This window comes from Bombilactobacillus sp. ESL1097 (genome assembly GCF_058107205.1).
The window spans coordinates 472,569-491,788 of sequence record NZ_JBYLUB010000002.1 but is presented as its reverse complement, the minus strand read 5'-3'; the positions used below and the strand labels follow the sequence as shown (position 1 = coordinate 491,788).

Sequence of the window (19,220 nt, the reverse complement as noted above, 5' to 3'; positions counted from 1 at the left end):
CCTTCATCACTTCAAATAATTTTCTCCAGAACGATTGCATTCCCGCTTTGACACGCTTATAATGCTTACCAACTAATTGAATATGGAGTGATAACATGATCGGTTGTAGTAGTTTTACCATGGAAACTAAAGATAAGAAACACTTCTTTTCGCGCACCATGGACTTTATGATGGAGATGGCTCAAGAAGTCGTCTTCGTTCCGCAGAACAAAACGTTTGCTTCGGCTTACAGCAGTGACCAACAGGTTACTAGTAAGCATGCCTTCTTAGGTATGGGGACTTTAGAGAATCAAGCACCAATTACCTTTGATGGTGTTAATGATCAAGGCGTGATGGGTGGCACCCTTTATTTTCCTGGTTATTGTAGCTATCACGACGAAGCTGCTGCTAGTACTTGGGGCGTTTCCCCTGACAAAGTGATTTCTGTTATTTTGTCACAAGCTGCTAACTTAGCTGATATCAAACAATTATTCCAAGAACAAATTACCATTTTAAATGATGCCAATCCAACTTTAAAAGTTGTGTCACCACTGCACTATATCTTCTCCGATACGACCGGCGCTAGTTTAATCGTCGAACCTCAAGCTGACGGCGTGCATTTGATTGATAATTCAATTGGTGTCATGACTAATAGTCCTGATTACCACTGGCATGAAACTAACTTACGTAATTACTTATCTGTCACGCCTAAGCAACATGAAGATGTGGACTTCTTAGGCAAGACTCTCAAGCCATTTAGTCAAGGTTCTGGTACTTTTGGTTTACCTGGTGACTACACACCTGTCAGTCGCTTTGTCCGGACTGCTTTTATGAAGCAAAATGTCGAACAAGCTGCTGATGAAGCTGCCGGTGTCAGCCTCGCTCATCATATGTTAGAACCTGTCAGCATTCCGCGCGGAATTGTGGTAACCACTGATGATACCTTTGATTACACTTGTTACAGTGCTTACATCTGTGCAGAATCACGCAGTTACTACTACTCCACTTATGGCAATCAACGCATTAATTGCGTTCGTTTAACACCGGAACTGTTGCAAGAAACTGATTATCGGACTTTCAAAGTTCAAGATGATGAAGATATTGCTTATCTAAATTAACGTCAAACCAAATAACCTGTGGCTAAGATGGCTGCAGGTTATTTTTTTGGTCAATTTTTAATAGGACAAAATGTACATCCAAGTTAAATACCTTTTATTTTAATACTATTCTTTTCGCAAGCATAAAAGAAGTATAAAATGTAAATTAGAAGTATAAAGAAAGTATAAAATTGGAGGTTTTAAGCTTGAGTAATACCCAAATATCTCAAAATCCATTTTTTCCTAGTTTTGGCCGTTTACCCACAATCCTTTTAAACCAAGAAAGCATCCTACATGATTATTTGGCTGGACTAACTAGTCAAGATGGCAAATACCAAACTTCCTTGGTCTATGGTGTTCGCGGATAAGGCAAAACTGTTTTTTTACTTAATGTTGAACAAAATTTAAAGTTACTAAAAAACTGGTATTGTCTCAGATTAACTCTCAGCCAGGATAATTTAATAATGCAATTAATTCTGGGTTTACAAAAAATTGAGGGTATTAATTGGAAACAAGTTTTGAAACATTTTTCTGCAGAATTAAATTTTAGTATGTTTGGTATTACATTTAAAAGTAACAGCTCAACGCCAGTAATTGACTATAAAGGAATTTTAGAACAAATGCTGAGTTCTCTTAAGAAAAGGAACATTTTTGTCTTAATCGAAATTGATGAAATGGAAGTTAGTTCCGATGTTCGCGCATTTGCTTCCATGTACCAAATGTTGATTGATGAAGAATATAATTTAGCTTTATTAATGACTGGACTACCTAATCGTCTATCCAAATTGCAAAACGATCAAGTCTTAACCTTTTTATTGAGAAGTAATCGCATTTACCTCAGTCAATTAGACCAGGATGCAGTTATCAATAAATATCAGATAACTTTTCAACAAGAAAATAAATTAATTGACCCGCTGGATCTAGAATTACTGGCTAAAAGTGCTGGCGGATATCCTTACGCGTTTCAAACAGTTGGTTATTATGCTTGGCGCTTCAGTAAAGACGTTATTAATCAAACAGTTATTGATCAAACTCTATCTGCCACTAAACAAGATCTTTTCCGTAATTCCTATGAAAAGCTCTACACTGAATTGTCTCCTACTGATCAAAAATTTTTACAAACTATGGCTCAGTATCCACAAAAAATTGTACCAATTAGCTTTATTCAAAAAATGCTCGATAAGCCCAAAAATTATCTTTCTGTTTATCGGGCACGGTTAAAAGATTCACAACTAATCACAATTCCTGAACGCGGAACAGTCTCCTTTTCGCTACCTTTTTTCAAAGATTTTATCCATCATTATAACGACAGTCATTTGCTGTAATTAGACTACCCAATTTTATAAAAGTAAGGAAGTATCATAATTTAATCACTTTTTCCAAATATAAAAACTCTCTTTCAATAATTGTCTTAGCTGTAACTAAAGACAATTTCATTGAAGAGAGTTTTTAGTTTAAATTATTAAAAATTAGTCGGGAATTACTTTCAATAATTCCACAACAATTTTCTGAGCTATTTTATCCATTTGATGAAATGTTGCACTTTCAATGTGGATTGGTTTTTTAATCAGAATAATTTGCCGTTTTATTCTCTCATGATTAGAATTTAAATAAATATCCACGCTAATAGAATTTAGCTCTTTGTGTTTTTTAAATTGAGCTTTTCGACTAACTTTAGCATTAAGCAAGTCACTAAATCTATATATTTCTGGCATCAAGTAGTCCTTAGAATATTTGACATTATTGGGTAAACAAATCAATTGGTTGCTATCATCAAATAAGATAAATTGATTAATACGCCTATTAATATGAAAATCACTATTTAAGAATAAATCATTTTTATGGCGGACTTTAGTTACAACTTGCTTTAATTCTGTTAAGTTCATATTTACTACTGTATTCTTGTAATTATGACTAGCCATTTTATAACATGTAGCACATATTTTACCATCAACTGTTTTGAATCTTTTCAAGCCTAATTTTCTGTTACACACAATACATTGTGACATACATTTCAACTCTTTCTAATACAGTTTTAGCATTAATTGAACCACTTTTTTATACTGTTGATACTTTTTCTGATACTTTACAACCAAACAACTTTCAGGATAAAAAACATGAGAATCAGTGTCTAAGCTTACAAATTCATGATTAACTGCCATAGCCGCTAGCATCGCCGCTCCATCAACTGCTTCACGAGAATGCGAGTAAACCTTTATTGGATAATTTAAAATGTCTGCAAAAATTTGACACCAAAGTTCACTCCGAGCTCCTCCACCTACAGCTACAAAATAATCAGGGTCTTTGAGATTTCTCATTTGCTCAAACAACTGCATAATTCCAAAAGCCACACCTTCCAAAACTGCCAAATACATTTGTTCACGACTAGTTTCTAAACTCAATCCCACAAATGCTCCGTGTAATTTTGGATTTGCAAATAAAGTTTTCTCACCGTTCAGATGTGGAAAAAACATAACTGAATTGTTACCAAGTAATTTACGATTAATTCGATTCTGCTCCAATTGAAATTGATCAGTCTCCAATATTTGACTGAGCCACCATTGATTCAGCTGAGCTCCAGCTTGCAATGTTCCCTGAGTGATAATTTCTGGTTGCTGATCTTTAATTGCAAAAGCAATATTTTTTCCTACAGCTTTTAATTGATTATTTTGCGTGGGTACTATTAAAACTCCAGAAGTTCCTAAAGAAAGCAATGGTTGCTGATTTTTAAACAACTGATTTGCAACTGCCGTTGAAGCGTTATCACCTGTGCCAGTAACTACAACCACATCATTCGACAAACCATATTTTTTCTGAAAATTTGTTACAATTGAGCCAACTATATGTGTTGCAGAATGAATTTTAAGAAAAAGTTTTATAGGCAAATCAAATGTCCGTAAAATTTGTTTATCCCAATTATTTTCTTCAAAACTATACATCGAAGAAGTAGAAGCATCACAATAATCTGTTCCCAATTTACCAGTTAATTGAAAAACTAGATAATCAATAGGAAAACAAAATGTAGCAATTTTTTTGAAATTTTGCGGTTCGTTTTCCTTAATCCATAATAAATTAGCTAAAGGACTTCCTGTAGAAATGGTACTAATAGCAACACTATTTTGAGTCTTTTGTTTCAAGGTATTGCGAATCCACGGAATCAATTCTTTAGTTCTTGAATCATTCCACATAATACTATTTCTAACTGAATAACCTTGCTGATCTAAAAATACTGTAGTATGCATTTGACCAGTGATACCAATACTTTTAATATTCTCTACTGCAACATTAGTTGTTAAATCGCTTAACCCCTGGTTCAATAACCTTTTCCAAGTAATTGGTGCTATTTCTTTCCAACCATTTTTGTTAACTAAAATAGTATAAGTGTAACTTTTTTCGTAAATAGATCTACCATCTTGGTTTAAAGCTGTAAACTTCATTGAAGAAGTTCCAACATCAATACCAACAAACAATTGCTCAATTTTCATAATCTCTACCTAGTCAAAAGTAATAATCGTCTTCAACGTATCTGGTTGCAATGCGTCCTTAAAAGCATCTTCATATCGTTCCTTTGGAAAAACATGACCGATCAAAGGTCTAACATCAATTAACCTTTTGGCAATCATTTGTGTTGCCTGAAAATAAGTGTGTCTAGTTGGGCTAACTGTACCTTTAATAAATTTTTCATGAGAATGTACAGCTCCCATATCAATGGCAACAAGATCATTAGGATGCATTGAACTAAACATAAACGTCTGTCCACCATTAGCCGTCATTTCAATTGCTTGTTGTGAAACTTGCGGAATAGCAGTTGTATTAAAGACAACATCAGCTCCTCGTCCTTGAGTACAAGATCTAATCTTTTGAACTGCATCACCTTCACTAGGATCAAAAGCAGCATCTGCACCCAATTGTAAAGCTAATTTTCTTCTTTCAGGATTCATTTCGCTAACAATTACTCTCGTCCCTGAAGCTTTAGCAATCATAACATGCAAAAGCCCCATTACACCTGCACCAATTACTAGAACATCTTGCCCCAATAATAAATTAGCACGTTCAACACTATTAATTACACAGCCAACTGGCTCTGTTAATGCCATTTCCAAAAAAGATGTTTCTTTAGGATATTTAAATAAATCTTCTGCTTTAACCTTAATATATTCTGACATACCTAAGAATCCAGAAATTCCATGATCATTATGAAAAGTTGGAGAAGAGTAAATTTTAGTACATAAATTAGGCCGATTTATTTTACAGTAGTAACATTGACCACAATTAGGCAAAATATATTTAACTACATGATCACCTATTTGAAATTGTTCAGGATCGATGTCTTTACCAACCTGTGCCACTTCACCACCAAATTCATGACCGCCAATCCGCGGATAAGTCCATTTAGTATCCCCGGTATAATCGCGAACATCATTTTGACATAAACCATTTGCACGAACTTTCATCAAAACTTCATCATCTTTAATTTTGGGAACATCAAAATCTTTCAATACTACATTTTTAGGACCTAGCTCTAAAATAGCTTTCATCGTATAACATTTCCTTCCTTAAATCTTAAATACCTAAAATACCGAACAAACCACCAATAATGGCCACAACAATAACTAATAAAATTATTTTTATTGAGTTCCAACCACGCTTTAACAGATACAGTACTAACAATGTAAAACCAAATGGCAAAATATTAGGAACTAAAACATCCAAAAATTGTTTTTGAATACTAAAGGTCTGTGTGGAAGTAACAATCTTCAAAGGTACTTTAACGTTCACATAATTAGTTATTAAACCACCCATGACAAAACAGCCCATAATTTCTGCACCTTTTAGAACTTTATCAAGTACACCATTTTCCAAAAACTCCATGACCGCTTCAGCACCTGCATGATAACCAAAACGAAAATTAATATAACTAAAGCCCCAAGAAATCGCTAACATTAATACAAAATATAAAACTGAACCCCAAATAGTTCCTTTAGACGTGATATCAATACAAATTGCCAATAAAATTGGTATCAAAACACCTTGATAAATAGTATCACCAACACCAGATAAGGGGCCCATCATAGAAGTTTTTAAACTAGTAATAAATTCTCCTGGAATATCTTTACCCTGAGCTTTCTGCTCTTCCATAGCAATGATCATTCCAATAATTACTGAGCCAAATTCAACATGAACATTAAAAAATTCAATTTCCCGTTTCATCATGTCTTTTTTCTTAGCTGGATCGTTTTTATAAAGTTTCTTTGCAACAGGAACAAAAACATGAGCAATAGCCTGACCCATCATTCTTTCGTAGTTATAGCATGTTTGTGGAAAATTTTCCCAAATTAACCAAGATTTAAATAAATCTTTTTTAGTTAAAATTGTTTGAGGTTTATTAGTATCTAATTGCTCTTTAGCCAAAATCATCATCCTCTCCAAAATCATCATCCAAATCATTATCACTAGATGTAGCAGCTTTTAGAGTATGATCATCTTTTTTATCACTATCTAATTGAACATAAATAATAGCAATCAATAAGGCAATAATACCTAGTGGTAATAGATTTAATTTAGAATAAGTTGCAATAATAAAACCTAAGAACAAGAAGACTCGTGCATCACCCTTAAAAATATATTGTAAAGTTAATCCAACTCCCAAAGCAGGCATTAAACCACCAATAATTTTAAAAATAGTCAAAATTGTGCCACTTAAAGCTGCTACAAATCCTTTAATATAACTAGCACCAAAATAAGCAGCCAATCCACAAGGAATAATAGTAATAATTGCAGTAATCAATTGTGGATAAAGTACATTAGCACGCCAAATCTTGTTATATTGTTCCTTTTCAATATAATGATCTGCAACATGAGCAAAAACAGAACCATATGTCATACGTGCATACCAAATTATTGTTCCTAACAAGCCAATTGGTACTGCAATTGATAAAGCAGTTTTTGAATCTAAGTGACCAGTAATCGCAAATGCAGTTCCTAAAATACCGGATAGAGCCATATCAGCAGGCATTGAACCGCCCGCAGAAATAAAGCCTAAATAAACTAAATTAATCGATCCACCAACCATTGCTCCCTGTAAAGGATGTCCTAAAATAATACCAGTTACTAGACCGCAAACTAAAGGTCGCTGTAATGTCCACAATCCTACAAATGGCAAATTACCAATTGCAATATAGTAAACAAAGCCACATAAAAAAGCCTGCCAAATTGTCATAAAATTCGCTCCCCGAAATTTATAAGTTTTAATTAGGGATTAAATTGTAATAATCATCTAAAACAAATATGAGAAAGTAATCCAACAATCAAAACTTAATTTTTTTATTATGATTATTTTAATAGATTATCTATTTCAATTAATTTTTGATCAGGTACTAATTGATAAAACACATGAACCCCTTGCTGCATCATTTGTTTAATAGACTCAATCTCCGTTTCATCACATGCAACATTTTTAACAAATGGCTTTCGATCTCCATGTAGGCCCATTCCTCCAAGGTTAACTTGCTTTAAAGCGACACCTTTTTCAATCAATTGTGCATAAATATTTGGTGATTTAGTTAAAAGTAAAATCCGCTCTTTAGAATTAAAATCTTTTTGTAAATAATTAGCACTAGAATCTACACTAGCCACACTAACTTTAACGTTAGTTGGGGACAGCGCTTTCAAAATTCTCTTTTGAAATTGATCCGATGCAATTTCATCATCAATAATTACAATATGGTTAATACTTTTAGATGGAACCCATGCCGTAACCACCTCACCATGCAATAATCGATCATCAACTCGTGAATAAATAATATTTTTCATACTATCACTTCTTTCTAAGAATTTTCATTTAAATATTTTCTAACATCAATTACAGTTGAACTAGCTTCTGAAACTAATTTATTACACAATTCTTTGCGTGAAACTTCTTCTTTTTTAGTATTTCTAGTCATAAAAGCATCTAGCATTAATGGTAAGTTCATTCCCGTTATATGTTCAATATCATACTGTTGCATTAAGGAAACCACAGTATTAAACGGTGTTCCACTAAATAAATCTGTAAAACAAATAACTTTTTGCTTACTCTTTTGTAATTCAAGTAATTTTTTTTCAATTTGCATTTTTAAATCATCTGGATGCATTTGAGGCATTAACCCATATGCACTAACATCTTGTTGCTTTCCAATGATCATTTCAATACTACCTAGCAAGCTCTTGGCAAAATTTCCATGAGAAACTAATAAAAAATACATACATTAAAAACCCTCTCTATTTCAAAAGTTGTATAAATTCATTTTTAAAGGTTGTAAAATTTGGATTAGCAACTACCCTATCAATGAATTCGGTACTATTAATAATTTTTCCAAAATAATTCCAAACCTGAAAAGCTTTGGCGTTATTTTTTTCCATTACAAATAGCATAACCAATCTAATTGTGTCACCGTCCTCGTCCCAAACCAAGTCATTAGTTGTAACTATTACAGAAACAAAAGTTGGCAATGAAACGGGACTAACAGGATGAGGAAAAGCTACATGGTTACCAAAATAACTGCTACCTAAATCTTCTCTTAGACAAACCGCTCGCTCAAAATCTTTACTTTGATTTTGTGTAATAGGTTGTGAAATTTCAAATAACTTTTTAAGCACTTCCTCTTTACTTTTAAAGCTTCCAACTACAAAGCGCTCTGAACTGAAAAGAGAAAGTAACTGCTCAGTATTTTGAAAACCATCAATTGCTAATTTAATTTTAGAATATTCAGATTCTTTAGGATAATAACTAATCAAAATTGCTCCTATTTTATCCATTAAGTCAGACTGTTCTGTAGAAAAAATAACATCATATATTGTTAAATCAATAGACTTTAACTGTTCTGGATTAACAATATCAACGACTTTAAGTTCATTAGGAAACCACATTGCAAAACGTTGTCTCAACAAAATGCTCTCACTTTTTTTCAAAGAAGTAACAATCAAAAGTTTTGATTTATTTTTAATATTTTCACCCTGAACCAAAAATTGATTAAAATAAACGGCTAAATAGGCAATCTCACCTTCAATGATTCTATTATCAATTTGTTTTTGCAATAACATGACTACATAAGCAGCAATATCAAAAGCTAACGGAAACGAACGTTTAATTTCATCCAGTAGTTTATTATCATTCTGAATATTGTAACGTACCCTAGTTAATAAGGACATGATGTGTAATGACAAAGAATATTTTAATTCAAAATTTTGTGTAAAATTGATATTAAATTCCGTCTCCACCTTAGTTAAAACTTGATTCATAAACTGCTTTACAAATTGAGAAACATCTTGATTATTATCTTGTGAAATAATACCACGTAATCTAATTCCTAAATCAATAATCTCGCTTTCTTTTTGATGAAAACCAAAACGCTGACTTAAAATTTTAAATATTTCTGTAGAAATATGATATTCCTTTTGTAAATCATCCTGTGAATCCATAGTTATTTGTTCCAAGTAAAATCCTTGTTTAGATCGGATTACTGCTAATTCTGCATGAACTAGTAAATCTTGTAACATACTTTCAGAAACATTATAATGATTATTCATCAAAGTATTAACAACTGTTTTTTCTACCTCAGAATGAAGATATTGCACGGATTGATGAGAATTAGTTTTATCTAAAACTCCTAAATGCATAATACAATTGCGCTTATTACGCTCTGATCCCACAAGTTGTACGCCCTTAGAATTACGTTTTATCTGTAAATGATAGGTCACAAATATTTTTTCCAATCGATTAAGGTCAGTTACTAAGGTTGATGTAGAAACATATAACTGTTCTGCCAAATACTCTTTACTGACTGGTTGTTTCTTATCCAATAAGATAAAACACAATTTCCACATACGACCAGAAACATTTTTATAATCATGCGTTGTTATTTGATATTTATCTTGAAATTTTCGATCATCAAATACTAATAATTTCGTACCTTTAGACGTTACAGATTTCAAAACCGCAAATGACTCCTGCGCAATATTTTCTTTAATAATTTTGATTTCAGACTGTGCTGTTCGTCGACTAACGTCAAACTTCTTAGCAATATCATTAGCCGTTACAAATTGGCTTTGATGTTCATAAAATTCTAATAATATTTTTCTTTGTCGTAGATTCAGCACCACTTTCGCCTCTATCAACTAAACTAAATTCACCTGCTTAATAATATTTTTAGCTGTAGTGACAACATTGTCAATTCCATTTGATGCCACTTGAATCAAATTAAACTCATTATGATTTTTGTCATATGCTTCACCAAAAGTTTTAATATAACTTTTACGCAAATCTGAACCATAATTTACCTTAATTAGATTATATTGCTTAGCTTTCCGAACTTTATCAAATGGAATACCGGACCCACCATGTAGAACTAAAGGGACAGGTGAAACTTTTGCTATTTGATTCATTAAATCAAAATCCAAATTTGGCGTTAATTCTAATCCATGAACATTGCCCACAGAAACAGCCAGAGAATCACATTTAGTTTTTTCAACAAAATCTAAAACATCTTCTACATGTGTTTTGGCATTCTTATCTTCAACATGGTCATCCTCTTTACCCTTAATACCACCTAATTCAGCTTCAACCGGTATTCCAAAGTAATGTGCATAGTTAACAGCTCGTCTAACCTCTTTAATATTTTCTTCATAAGATAATCTAGAAGCATCCATCATAATTGAAGTAAAACCAGCATCAATACATTTTTTAACATCTTCAAAGCTACGACTATGATCTAAGTGCAGAGCAATTGGTGTATCAACATTTTCTCTTTCCATAATTAAATTGGTAAGTTTACTAATAATTTTAGGACTTGATAAGCGTAAATTATTTGAAGAAATTTCTATATATCCACCTATTTTCATTTCATCAAATGATTTTATAATTGCTAAAGTCATTTCATAATCCGTTGTATTAAAAGCTGGTAAAACGTAACCATTGTCTTTAGCATATTTCATTAAAGTGTATCCATTCACAATCTTCATAAAATCCGTTTCCTCTCTTTTTAATTATTTAAGTACTTACACTAGTATCTTAAACCGCTATCATTTTTTAGATTACTAATTTTCTTCACTAATTTAGTGCAACTAAATCTAGTTAAGATTACAAAATTATCTGATCATTTACTAAACTTTTGATCTTGATAAATTAATTTAATACAAAAAGTGCTTTATGAAAAAACATTCACAAAGCACTTTTTTAGCTTCAATTATAATAAATATTTTTTAAATATTGAAAATTTGTTGATATAAATCACGATATTTTCTGGCTCTTTCAGTTACACCAACAAAATCATTATTTTTAGCCGAACCTGTTAAATCACTACCAGCACCTATTACAGCAACTCCCTTATCAAACCAATCTTTCATATTTTTTAAATTAACACCACCGGTAGGCATAATATTAGAATATGGTAAAGGCGCTTTAATAGCCTTAACAAATGCTGAACTAACAATACTCCCCGGAAAAACTTTTACTATATCTGAACCATATCGCAGGGCAGTATCAACTTCCGTCGGTGTCATACATCCAGGTAAATAAGGAATTTGATACTCATTACAAATTAACGCTACTTGCTTATCAAATGTTGGGCTAACGATAAATTTTGCACCATTCATCATCGCAATTCGTGCAGTTATTGCATCCAAAACCGTTCCCGCTCCAATTACCACATCATTATCTCGAATAAATTCTTGATTAAGATGTTGAATAACATCACCTGCTTGTGGAACTGTAAAAGTCAGTTCAATTGCCTTAACTCCACCTTTAATACAAGCAACAGCTGTTTTAGTAGCTTGTTGGGAAGTGTTGCCTCTTACGACCGCTATAATTCCTGCTTGTTGAATATTTTCTAAAATATCTAATTTTTGTATCAATTTTATCTTCCTTAATTTATTCTAAATTACTATGAATTATTTTTGCATCATTGCTTGAAACACCATCGCGCTTACTCAACATTAAACACAAAACATCTAGCGTAATATGCACACTTTGATCAAATAACGTGCTTAATAATTGAATAGATTTAAAACCTGATCCCGATTTGGTCGCACCAGGAACAATCAAAGCTACATCTGCTATTTGTCCCAACTCCGAACTATCATCGCTTGTTACAGCCACGAGCTTTACGTCATCTTTCCTAGCCCTTTTGCTTAACTCTACCACGCTCTTAGTCTGTCCTGACCCTGAAACAGAAATTAAAACATCATTCATCTGAATTGAAGGAGTAATAGTTTCTCCAACTACATAAACTTGATAACCAAGATGCATTAACCTCATTGCAAAACTTTTTGCTATCAATCCTGAGCGCCCGGCACCTAAGACAAAAATTCGTTTATCCTTTTGAATCGCTTCTTCAACCTCTTGTAACTGTTTTTCATCAACCAAATCCATGACCTGTGTAATTTCGGATAAAACATCTTGAATTAATTTCATTTAATTACCTCCAAAAATTCCTTGGTGGCTTGTATTGGATCAACAGCTTGAACAATTTTAGACCCAACCACTATAATTTCGGATATATTTTGTTTGGCTAATTTATTTGCTTGTTGTAAATCAATGCCGCCAGCAACAGCGATTCTTCGAATTTGTGGATATTTCCTATGAAAGCTTGACAAAGTATCAGTTATATCAACAAATTTACCTTTATCTTTAGAGTAATGAACATTAAAAATAGCTTTATCAAATTTAAGCAACTGCAAAATTTTATCAGAACTAGTTTCCATCAAATCAATTACAACTTCTTTTTGCTGACATTGAGAAATTGTATAAACCTTTTTAATTGTTTCTATTGGTGCACTGCCCATTACTGTTAAGATATCTGCAGAAGTTTTATAGCCTTGATAAAATTCATATTGACCTTCGTCAAAAGTTTTTAAATCTAATAGTAATTGGGAATCCTTTAAACTAAAATTTATAGCTTGTAAAAACTGTAATCCATAATCTTTAATAATAGATGTTCCTAATTCAATAACATCTACTTTTCCATCCAATTTACCAGCTAATTTAAGAGCTTCTGCTAATGAAATTCGATCCAAAGCTACTTGTAACCTCATTAATTTTCACTAACTCCTTGCTGTTGATAAAATTTTTTTAAGCCTTCTGAAGTAGGATAACCATCATTATCACCTGGTGTTTGTACCTGCAAAGCGCCAACAGCATTACCGCGGACCACCGCTGCATGCATGTCTTTACCTTCTAATAAAGCAGTAATAACTCCCAAAGCAAAACCATCACCAGCACCAACAGTATCAACAACATGATCAACTTTAAATCCATTAACTGTATAACTTTCGCCTTCTCTTGTTTTTATAAAAGCACCATCTGACCCCAATTTTACCATTACAGTTTTAGTACGTGGTTGTTGCAAATAAAAATCAGCAATTTTATTCGGATCATCAGTTCCAACTAATATTTTTCCTTCATTAATACCTGGTAAAACAATGTCTGCCATCCCAGCTAATTCATTAATAGTTTCAATCATTTTATCTCTAGAGGACCATAAAGTTGGTCTTAAATTTGGATCAAAAGTAGTTAAAATATTTTTGTCAATTAAGCGTTTAAATAATTTGCGAAAAGTTTTTTCAGCAGTTTCAGAAATAGCTGGAAAAATTCCAGACATATGGGCAATTTTTACTCCTGTTAAATCTACTTGATCAATCATATGTTCATTTAAGTAGCAAGCAGCAGAAGCCTTTCGATAATTAAAAGTGTCCGGATCACCCTTAGAAACTAACTGTTTTAATTGATGACCAGTAAAATGTTCAGGATCTTCACAAATATAAGTAGTACCTACATTATGACTTAAAATTGTTTTCTTAATAAATTTACCAAAGGGATCTGCTCCTACCTGTGAAATATATTCTGAACTGTGACCTAAACGTGTAACACCAATAGCTACATTTAATTCAGCACCACCCATAATTTTGTTAAAATTAACAGCATCAGTTAAAGAAAGATCCAAATCTTTAGATGCAAAAATTATTAATGGTTCACCTATAGTAATAAATTCACTCATTTTTATCTCCATTTTTTTAAATCTTATCCAAAAAATACATAAACTAAGACTTCGTTGATGATTGACACTATCCACATTATTGGAACACCATATTTTAGAAAATCTTTTGATTCTACTTTCATATAATCTAGTCCCCAAACATTCCAAGATTGAGTAATATCGGTAGAAACTGCCATTAAAGTTGGCACATAGAGTAATGGTAATAAAAATGCATCTTTAAATAAACCAGTTCCAGACAAAACAGCAGCAGTAGCTGCTCCTGCTCCCCATACATGTAGTGGACCTCTAAACAAAGATAATGGTGCTAAAATTCCTAATGCTAGTGCTAAAATCAAGTGACTATGTGGCAATATCGCATTAAATAATGGTTCAAAGTGTTTAGCATTGATTGTCGCGGCTCCTGTAAACATTGTTAATGACATTAGAAAAATAACTAAACCTGCAATATCACTAATTGCTTGACTTACAGTTGAATTAATAAAGTTTACAGTTTTTTTGTATCCTTTGAATTTGCCAGTTAAAAGCATCGCAATAATCACTGATAAAACCAAAGATGGAACAGCATCCCACTTAAATATCATATTCATCGCTACCGGAATTATTGGAACAATATATGAAACGTAAGGAACTTTTTCTGAGTGTTCATCATCTTGTTCAAAACTTGCACCAATAATTTCTAAATTCTGCTGAGCTTCCTTAGGATTAAACTTTTTACGCATTAAGATTAAAAACAAAATCACAAATGCTAATTGTACTAAAGCAGCTATCCAACCAAATTGTAAATATTTTCCACCGTAAATAGCGTGCGGAAAAAAGGCCTTAATTTGGTTATATAAAACGACATTAATATACATAGGTGCGCCTATTGCCAAAGCAAAAGCGGTTAAAGCAATATCACGCGGCACTCCAACTGACAATAGAATTGGTAATAAAATAACACCGAGCGCAATTACCGAACCAACACCATAGGCACTGATAAATATAAAAGCGGTTACAACAATTACTAAAATAGCGGCAATCAATGGCCTTTTCTTGCCTACTCTATTGGTTGCCCTGGAAATAGCAGGTGCAATACCACTATCAACTAAAACCCGACCAAACCAAGAACCAAAAACAATATAAATGATAGTCGGACCATAATTTAACGCTGGTTCTGCGAAAATCTTTTTAATGGCAACATTAAATGGTACTAGTCCGATAATGGCCCATAGAATAGCCATGACAAAGAAACCAATGACTAAATTACCACCTTTTAGAATATAAATGATGAACGCTACAAATGAAATTAACAATAAGATAGAAATAATAGTCGAACTCATTTAAGATCACCGATTTCTTTTTGAACTAATTTCATTTGTTGACGAATTTCTTGATCTGTATTCATAGGATATTCGAGTGCAAACATTACATCACCAGGCAAACGTTTAATGATTTTTCGCCAATCAAAAATTCCGTTTTCTAAATCGTCTGAAGTACTCAATTCACCATAGTCACTAATAATATTTTTCAAGTGAATATAGTTAGTATATTTAGCTAATTGATTAGCACTTTCAATTACATCTCCATGCGTAAAAGCCCAATTTCCCAAATCATAAACATAGCCAATTTTTGTTAACTTGACTTCATTAACAGCTGACATAAAATTTTTAATTGGCTGTAAAGTACCGCTAACTAAAGTTTGATCATTTTCAACATTCATCTCAATTTCATTTAATGGAAATTGACTCAATGCATCTTTTAGATCACCTTTAAACTTTTCATAATGCCCGATATTAAATTTAATTTTCGAAATTCCTAATATTTTACCTTCTACAAAATATTGATCCAATTTAGGATTTAGTGAGCCATTTTCTAAAAAAATTTCATCAGGTACACTATAATTAATAATCAACCCTAAATCGTGAGATTTCTGTCCAACTAAAGGCAACTGCTCGTCTAAATGGTCAAAGTATTCTCGTCTTACCTCAATACCATCTGCACCTAATCTTTTAACACGATCAACCAGTTCTACTTGATTTGTCCCAGTTTGAACGTCTCTTTCAAAAATCCAAGTATTTAAAATTAATGTCATCTGATAACCCCCTGACAATTATTTAAAACAACAACTAGTCTCAAGTTTTTAGGTTTAACGTTTTCCTAAATATAAATAATTTAAGATTTATAACTAATTGATCATGTTAGTTATTTATAAGTTAGTACCTAAACTTTATATAAATACGCAAATGAGCTCGCTTGCTACGGTTCTTATGTTAAACGTTTTCCCAAAATATTGCAAACGCTTTTTTATTTTAAATTACTTATTTTATTTTACATATAAGAACAATATTCTTATAATTATTAATATTTGATCAATACGGAGGATAACCATGATCCATATCCCTAAACAGAAAAAAACTAATATGAAGGATGTAGCAAATTTAGCTGGAGTTTCTACAACTACAGTATCTCGTTACTTAAATAAGAATTTTGATAAAATGTCCATAAAAACTGCTGCAAAAATTAAGTCGGCAATTGAAAAACTTAATTACATTCCTAACGCCGCTGCCCGACAAATGGTTACACATTCCAGCATGATGATTGCTGTTATTGTCGCAAATATTGATGATTATTTTTCTACAGAATTATTTAAGGGTGTTAGTTCTTTTCTAGAAGCTAGCGGCTATATTGCTGTTTTGTTTGATAGTAATGCTGATTTAAAAAAAGAACAAAAAATAGTTAAAACAATTAATCAATATAGCTTTGATGGATTAATTTTCCAACCGAATAATAGTACCTTGAACTATATGAATTCACAGATCCAGCCAGATATTCCTATTGTAATTGTTGATCGCAATTTAGATACGAGCAGATGGCCTCAAGTAATTTCTGATAATTATGAGAGCGCTCGTAAAGCAACTTTACTATTTCAAAAAAAAGGATTTCAACGTATTTTGGTATTGTCCTCATATATTGATTCAGTGTCTACACGCCGTGAGCGTTTTCTAGGTATTAAATCTGTTACTCAAAATATTAACGTTATCGAAATTCCTGAAGAAACTTATAATAGACAAAATATCTACAATCAAATTAAAAATAATCTTATTAAGAGTAATGAAAAAACATTAATTTTTGCTCTCAAAGAAAGATGGTACCTTGAATTCATTCCTTTATTAATTGCTGATGGATATATTGATAATGCCAAGGTAACCGCAACAGGCTTTGCTGATACTAAAACAGCACATTCAATCAATCCATATACTAAATTAATTACACAAAATCCATTTTTAATGGGGGGTATTTCTGCAGAAATGTTATTAAAATTACTTAATAATCAAAGCTTATCTAGTCAAAAAGTAGTAGTACCTACAAAAATTTCATAAATCATTTATCAATATCACTCAATCAAAAAAGCCAACTTCAAACGTCTACCAATTATGGCAAGCTTTTGAAGTTGACTTTTTTAATTACTTTTCTTTTTGTGAACGTGCAATTAATTTTTGGGTAATTTGCTTCAAGGTGGGTTCAAACAGCGATTGTTCCGTAATTTGGTTTTGATTAATTTGTTGCTGCCACCAATCATTTCGAATCACTTGTACCTGTGACAAAACCTGCTGTCCTGCTTTAGTTATCGAAATAATATTTCGCGTATGGTTTTGATCGGAAACTTCTTGTGTTACATATTCCAGCGCTTTTAGACGTTGTATTTCCCGGGTAATTTGGCCCTTACTAATCAATAATGTTTTGGCAATATCATTTTGACTTTGGGAGCCTATTTTACATAACAAAACTAAAATATAAGCACTCGTGGCATTCAAATGTAATTGTTGATAGGCCGCATGTGTATCTCGTAAAAATGCCCGGTGAATCACAGAAAAATATTGTGCGAAATCTCCCGGATAAAATTTATCAGTCATCTTTTTTAATTACCTACCTTTAAATTTAGTTTACCAGATTTTTCACGATTTATTGACAGATTTTTGAAATGACTCACTTAATTTGAAATTTTTTAAAGAAAAAATTACGGCCAAATGTGAATTTAGCTAACCACTTTTGTTACAAGTAATTGGCAATTTTTTTGAATACTATTTCACTAATTAAATTAAATATTTTTTGCAAAAAGTGATTGACAATTTTTTCACAAAGAACTATTGTTGCATTGTGAACGTTCACTACTTAACTTTTACAAACAAAAGGAGATGACCTTAGTGATTTCTACTTTAATTAGCGCCTTATTACCTGTAGTTGTCACTTTAATGCTGGGCTATTATGCCGGCTTTCGCCAAGATTTTAACGGTAATAGTGCGACTGAAATTAACAAATTAGTCATGAGTTATACTTTGCCGCTCAGCCTATTTGGCGGCATTGTAGCCACTAATGGCCACATTTTATTGCAAAATGTGCAAGTTGCATTATGGATTTTTATCGGAATGGTTGGCGGTTATGTAATTGTCCTATTAGTATTACGCTACTTGTTTAAAAATAGCCTCTCACTTGCAGCACTGAGAACTTTAGCTATTACTGGACCGGCAATTCCCTTCGTGGGCCCCACTGTTTTGGGAGCTTTATTTCCAGACAAAAGCGCCCTTTTAGTTTCAATTGGTGGTTTAGTCATGAACATTATTCAAGTGCCGTTAACCGTAATTTTACTTTCAAGTGATTCTAATCAAAAGATCAGCTTAGGCACTAACTTAAAAAATGCCTTTAAAAAACCAGTGGTCTGGGCCCCAATTTTGGCGTTTATCTTAGTCATGTGTGGCCTCACTATTTCCCCTGATTGGGAACGTTGCTTCTCTGTCTTAGGTCAAGCTACTGGTGGTTTAGCACTCTTTTCTTCAGGAATTGTGCTCTTTGAGAAAAAACCTAAACTATCATTACCGGTTTGGGGCAACACGTTAACTAAAATCGTGATTATCCCCGTAATTATGTATCTACTCATGAAATGGTGCCAAGTAGCACCGCAGACATTAAAAGAATCTCTAGTTTCCCTGGGCATCCCCACCGCTGCTATTTGTACAATCTTTGCTAACCAATATCACTTAGCCGAGCGCGAGATGGCTTCAACACTGTTCTTAAGTACCGTTTTATCAGTCATCACCTTAGGTTTTATTATCGTATTTTTAGGCATTTAATTTAA

The 19,220-nt window shown here is 32.6% G+C and carries 21 protein-coding genes; 5 read left to right on the top strand and 16 right to left on the bottom strand.

The genetic code is table 11. The features are described 5' to 3' along the window. The first annotated feature begins 95 nt into the window (after positions 1 to 95). From AC3B6D_RS06320 to AC3B6D_RS06310, 3 genes are all read left to right on the top strand, one after another. On the top strand, positions 96 to 1,097 hold the full coding sequence (locus AC3B6D_RS06320; RefSeq protein WP_489769599.1) for a choloylglycine hydrolase family protein: 1,002 nt from the start codon (positions 96 to 98) through the stop codon (positions 1,095 to 1,097). A gap of 185 nt (positions 1,098 to 1,282) precedes the next feature. Next, on the top strand, positions 1,283 to 1,444 hold the full coding sequence (locus tag AC3B6D_RS06315) for a hypothetical protein (RefSeq protein WP_489775203.1): 162 nt from the start codon (positions 1,283 to 1,285) through the stop codon (positions 1,442 to 1,444). Between the two features lie 96 nt (positions 1,445 to 1,540). Next, entirely contained in the window at positions 1,541 to 2,401 is an 861-nt protein-coding gene (locus AC3B6D_RS06310) for a DUF8462 domain-containing protein (RefSeq protein ID WP_489775202.1), read from the top strand. Positions 2,402 to 2,545: 144 nt separating this feature from the next. Here AC3B6D_RS06310 and AC3B6D_RS06305 read toward each other — a convergent pair whose 3' ends face one another. The 15 genes from AC3B6D_RS06305 to AC3B6D_RS06235 form a co-directional block, all read right to left on the bottom strand. Further along, positions 2,546 to 3,085 carry a DUF4428 domain-containing protein gene (locus AC3B6D_RS06305; RefSeq protein ID WP_489775201.1) on the bottom strand — a complete coding sequence of 180 codons (540 nt, stop codon included), beginning with the start codon at positions 3,083 to 3,085 and terminating at the stop codon, positions 2,546 to 2,548. Between the two features lie 15 nt (positions 3,086 to 3,100). Then, on the bottom strand, positions 3,101 to 4,561 hold the full coding sequence (locus tag AC3B6D_RS06300) for a xylulokinase (RefSeq protein ID WP_489775200.1): 1,461 nt from the start codon (positions 4,559 to 4,561) through the stop codon (positions 3,101 to 3,103). Positions 4,562 to 4,570: 9 nt separating this feature from the next. Next, complete coding sequence (locus AC3B6D_RS06295) at positions 4,571 to 5,614, bottom strand: zinc-dependent alcohol dehydrogenase (protein ID WP_489775199.1); 1,044 nt, start codon at positions 5,612 to 5,614, stop codon at positions 4,571 to 4,573. A gap of 25 nt (positions 5,615 to 5,639) precedes the next feature. Then, positions 5,640 to 6,488 (bottom strand): PTS system mannose/fructose/sorbose family transporter subunit IID, encoded by an 849-nt coding sequence (locus AC3B6D_RS06290; RefSeq protein WP_489775198.1) that lies wholly within the window; start codon positions 6,486 to 6,488, stop codon positions 5,640 to 5,642. Then, complete coding sequence (locus tag AC3B6D_RS06285) at positions 6,481 to 7,296, bottom strand: PTS mannose/fructose/sorbose/N-acetylgalactosamine transporter subunit IIC (RefSeq protein ID WP_489775197.1); 816 nt, start codon at positions 7,294 to 7,296, stop codon at positions 6,481 to 6,483. Before AC3B6D_RS06285 ends, AC3B6D_RS06290 begins: the two co-directional genes overlap by 8 nt. 113 nt (positions 7,297 to 7,409) lie before the next feature. Continuing rightward, a complete protein-coding gene (locus tag AC3B6D_RS06280; protein WP_489775196.1) occupies positions 7,410 to 7,889 on the bottom strand; it encodes a PTS sugar transporter subunit IIB in 480 nt (159 codons plus the stop codon). 14 nt (positions 7,890 to 7,903) lie between these two features. Then, positions 7,904 to 8,320 carry a PTS sugar transporter subunit IIA gene (locus AC3B6D_RS06275; RefSeq protein ID WP_489775195.1) on the bottom strand — a complete coding sequence of 139 codons (417 nt, stop codon included), beginning with the start codon at positions 8,318 to 8,320 and terminating at the stop codon, positions 7,904 to 7,906. 16 nt (positions 8,321 to 8,336) lie between these two features. Continuing rightward, positions 8,337 to 10,232: a BglG family transcription antiterminator gene (locus AC3B6D_RS06270; protein ID WP_489775194.1), complete on the bottom strand. Its 1,896-nt coding sequence runs from the start codon at positions 10,230 to 10,232 to the stop codon at positions 8,337 to 8,339. Next, positions 10,233 to 11,075, bottom strand: coding sequence for a class II aldolase (locus AC3B6D_RS06265; RefSeq protein ID WP_489775193.1), 843 nt, complete (start codon positions 11,073 to 11,075; stop codon positions 10,233 to 10,235). A gap of 240 nt (positions 11,076 to 11,315) precedes the next feature. Beyond that, complete coding sequence (locus AC3B6D_RS06260; protein WP_489775314.1) at positions 11,316 to 11,963, bottom strand: bifunctional 4-hydroxy-2-oxoglutarate aldolase/2-dehydro-3-deoxy-phosphogluconate aldolase; 648 nt, start codon at positions 11,961 to 11,963, stop codon at positions 11,316 to 11,318. 19 nt (positions 11,964 to 11,982) lie between these two features. Then, the gene (gene hxlB / locus AC3B6D_RS06255; protein ID WP_489775192.1) at positions 11,983 to 12,525 is read right to left on the bottom strand and encodes a 6-phospho-3-hexuloisomerase; all 543 of its coding nucleotides are present in this window, start codon (positions 12,523 to 12,525) and stop codon (positions 11,983 to 11,985) included. Beyond that, the gene (locus tag AC3B6D_RS06250) at positions 12,522 to 13,145 is read right to left on the bottom strand and encodes an orotidine 5'-phosphate decarboxylase / HUMPS family protein (RefSeq protein ID WP_489775191.1); all 624 of its coding nucleotides are present in this window, start codon (positions 13,143 to 13,145) and stop codon (positions 12,522 to 12,524) included. The genes hxlB and AC3B6D_RS06250 overlap by 4 nt, the downstream gene beginning before the upstream one ends. Continuing rightward, the gene (locus AC3B6D_RS06245) at positions 13,145 to 14,107 is read right to left on the bottom strand and encodes a sugar kinase (protein WP_489775190.1); all 963 of its coding nucleotides are present in this window, start codon (positions 14,105 to 14,107) and stop codon (positions 13,145 to 13,147) included. Before AC3B6D_RS06245 ends, AC3B6D_RS06250 begins: the two co-directional genes overlap by 1 nt. 23 nt (positions 14,108 to 14,130) lie before the next feature. Next, positions 14,131 to 15,426 (bottom strand): gluconate:proton symporter, encoded by a 1,296-nt coding sequence (locus AC3B6D_RS06240; protein ID WP_489775189.1) that lies wholly within the window; start codon positions 15,424 to 15,426, stop codon positions 14,131 to 14,133. Then, positions 15,423 to 16,178, bottom strand: coding sequence for a sugar phosphate isomerase/epimerase family protein (locus AC3B6D_RS06235; RefSeq protein ID WP_489775187.1), 756 nt, complete (start codon positions 16,176 to 16,178; stop codon positions 15,423 to 15,425). The genes AC3B6D_RS06240 and AC3B6D_RS06235 overlap by 4 nt, the downstream gene beginning before the upstream one ends. A gap of 328 nt (positions 16,179 to 16,506) precedes the next feature. On the opposite strand from AC3B6D_RS06235, the gene AC3B6D_RS06230 reads away from it, so the two are divergent. Next, a complete protein-coding gene (locus tag AC3B6D_RS06230) occupies positions 16,507 to 17,466 on the top strand; it encodes a LacI family DNA-binding transcriptional regulator (RefSeq protein WP_489775186.1) in 960 nt (319 codons plus the stop codon). Between the two features lie 84 nt (positions 17,467 to 17,550). Here AC3B6D_RS06230 and AC3B6D_RS06225 read toward each other — a convergent pair whose 3' ends face one another. Further along, positions 17,551 to 18,000, bottom strand: coding sequence for a MarR family winged helix-turn-helix transcriptional regulator (locus AC3B6D_RS06225; protein WP_489775185.1), 450 nt, complete (start codon positions 17,998 to 18,000; stop codon positions 17,551 to 17,553). A 291-nt stretch (positions 18,001 to 18,291) separates the two neighbouring features. On the opposite strand from AC3B6D_RS06225, the gene AC3B6D_RS06220 reads away from it, so the two are divergent. After that, positions 18,292 to 19,215: an AEC family transporter gene (locus AC3B6D_RS06220; RefSeq protein WP_489775184.1), complete on the top strand. Its 924-nt coding sequence runs from the start codon at positions 18,292 to 18,294 to the stop codon at positions 19,213 to 19,215. Positions 19,216 to 19,220 lie beyond the last annotated feature (5 nt).

Bases quoted from the DNA above. Each gene is read 5' to 3' on its own strand.
- AC3B6D_RS06320 (WP_489769599.1), top strand. From the start codon at position 96: ATGATCGGTTGTAGTAGTTTTACCATGGAAACTAAAGATAAGAAACAC.
- AC3B6D_RS06310 (WP_489775202.1), top strand. From the start codon at position 1,541: ATGCAATTAATTCTGGGTTTACAAAAAATTGAGGGTATTAATTGGAAA.
- AC3B6D_RS06305 (WP_489775201.1), bottom strand. From the start codon at position 3,085: ATGTCACAATGTATTGTGTGTAACAGAAAATTAGGCTTGAAAAGATTC.
- AC3B6D_RS06300 (WP_489775200.1), bottom strand. From the start codon at position 4,561: ATGAAAATTGAGCAATTGTTTGTTGGTATTGATGTTGGAACTTCTTCA.
- AC3B6D_RS06295 (WP_489775199.1), bottom strand. From the start codon at position 5,614: ATGAAAGCTATTTTAGAGCTAGGTCCTAAAAATGTAGTATTGAAAGAT.
- AC3B6D_RS06285 (WP_489775197.1), bottom strand. From the start codon at position 7,296: ATGACAATTTGGCAGGCTTTTTTATGTGGCTTTGTTTACTATATTGCA.
- AC3B6D_RS06280 (WP_489775196.1), bottom strand. From the start codon at position 7,889: ATGAAAAATATTATTTATTCACGAGTTGATGATCGATTATTGCATGGT.
- AC3B6D_RS06275 (WP_489775195.1), bottom strand. From the start codon at position 8,320: ATGTATTTTTTATTAGTTTCTCATGGAAATTTTGCCAAGAGCTTGCTA.
- AC3B6D_RS06265 (WP_489775193.1), bottom strand. From the start codon at position 11,075: ATGAAGATTGTGAATGGATACACTTTAATGAAATATGCTAAAGACAAT.
- hxlB (WP_489775192.1), bottom strand. From the start codon at position 12,525: ATGAAATTAATTCAAGATGTTTTATCCGAAATTACACAGGTCATGGAT.
- AC3B6D_RS06250 (WP_489775191.1), bottom strand. From the start codon at position 13,145: ATGAGGTTACAAGTAGCTTTGGATCGAATTTCATTAGCAGAAGCTCTT.
- AC3B6D_RS06245 (WP_489775190.1), bottom strand. From the start codon at position 14,107: ATGAGTGAATTTATTACTATAGGTGAACCATTAATAATTTTTGCATCT.
- AC3B6D_RS06240 (WP_489775189.1), bottom strand. From the start codon at position 15,426: ATGAGTTCGACTATTATTTCTATCTTATTGTTAATTTCATTTGTAGCG.
- AC3B6D_RS06235 (WP_489775187.1), bottom strand. From the start codon at position 16,178: ATGACATTAATTTTAAATACTTGGATTTTTGAAAGAGACGTTCAAACT.
- AC3B6D_RS06230 (WP_489775186.1), top strand. From the start codon at position 16,507: ATGAAGGATGTAGCAAATTTAGCTGGAGTTTCTACAACTACAGTATCT.
- AC3B6D_RS06225 (WP_489775185.1), bottom strand. From the start codon at position 18,000: ATGACTGATAAATTTTATCCGGGAGATTTCGCACAATATTTTTCTGTG.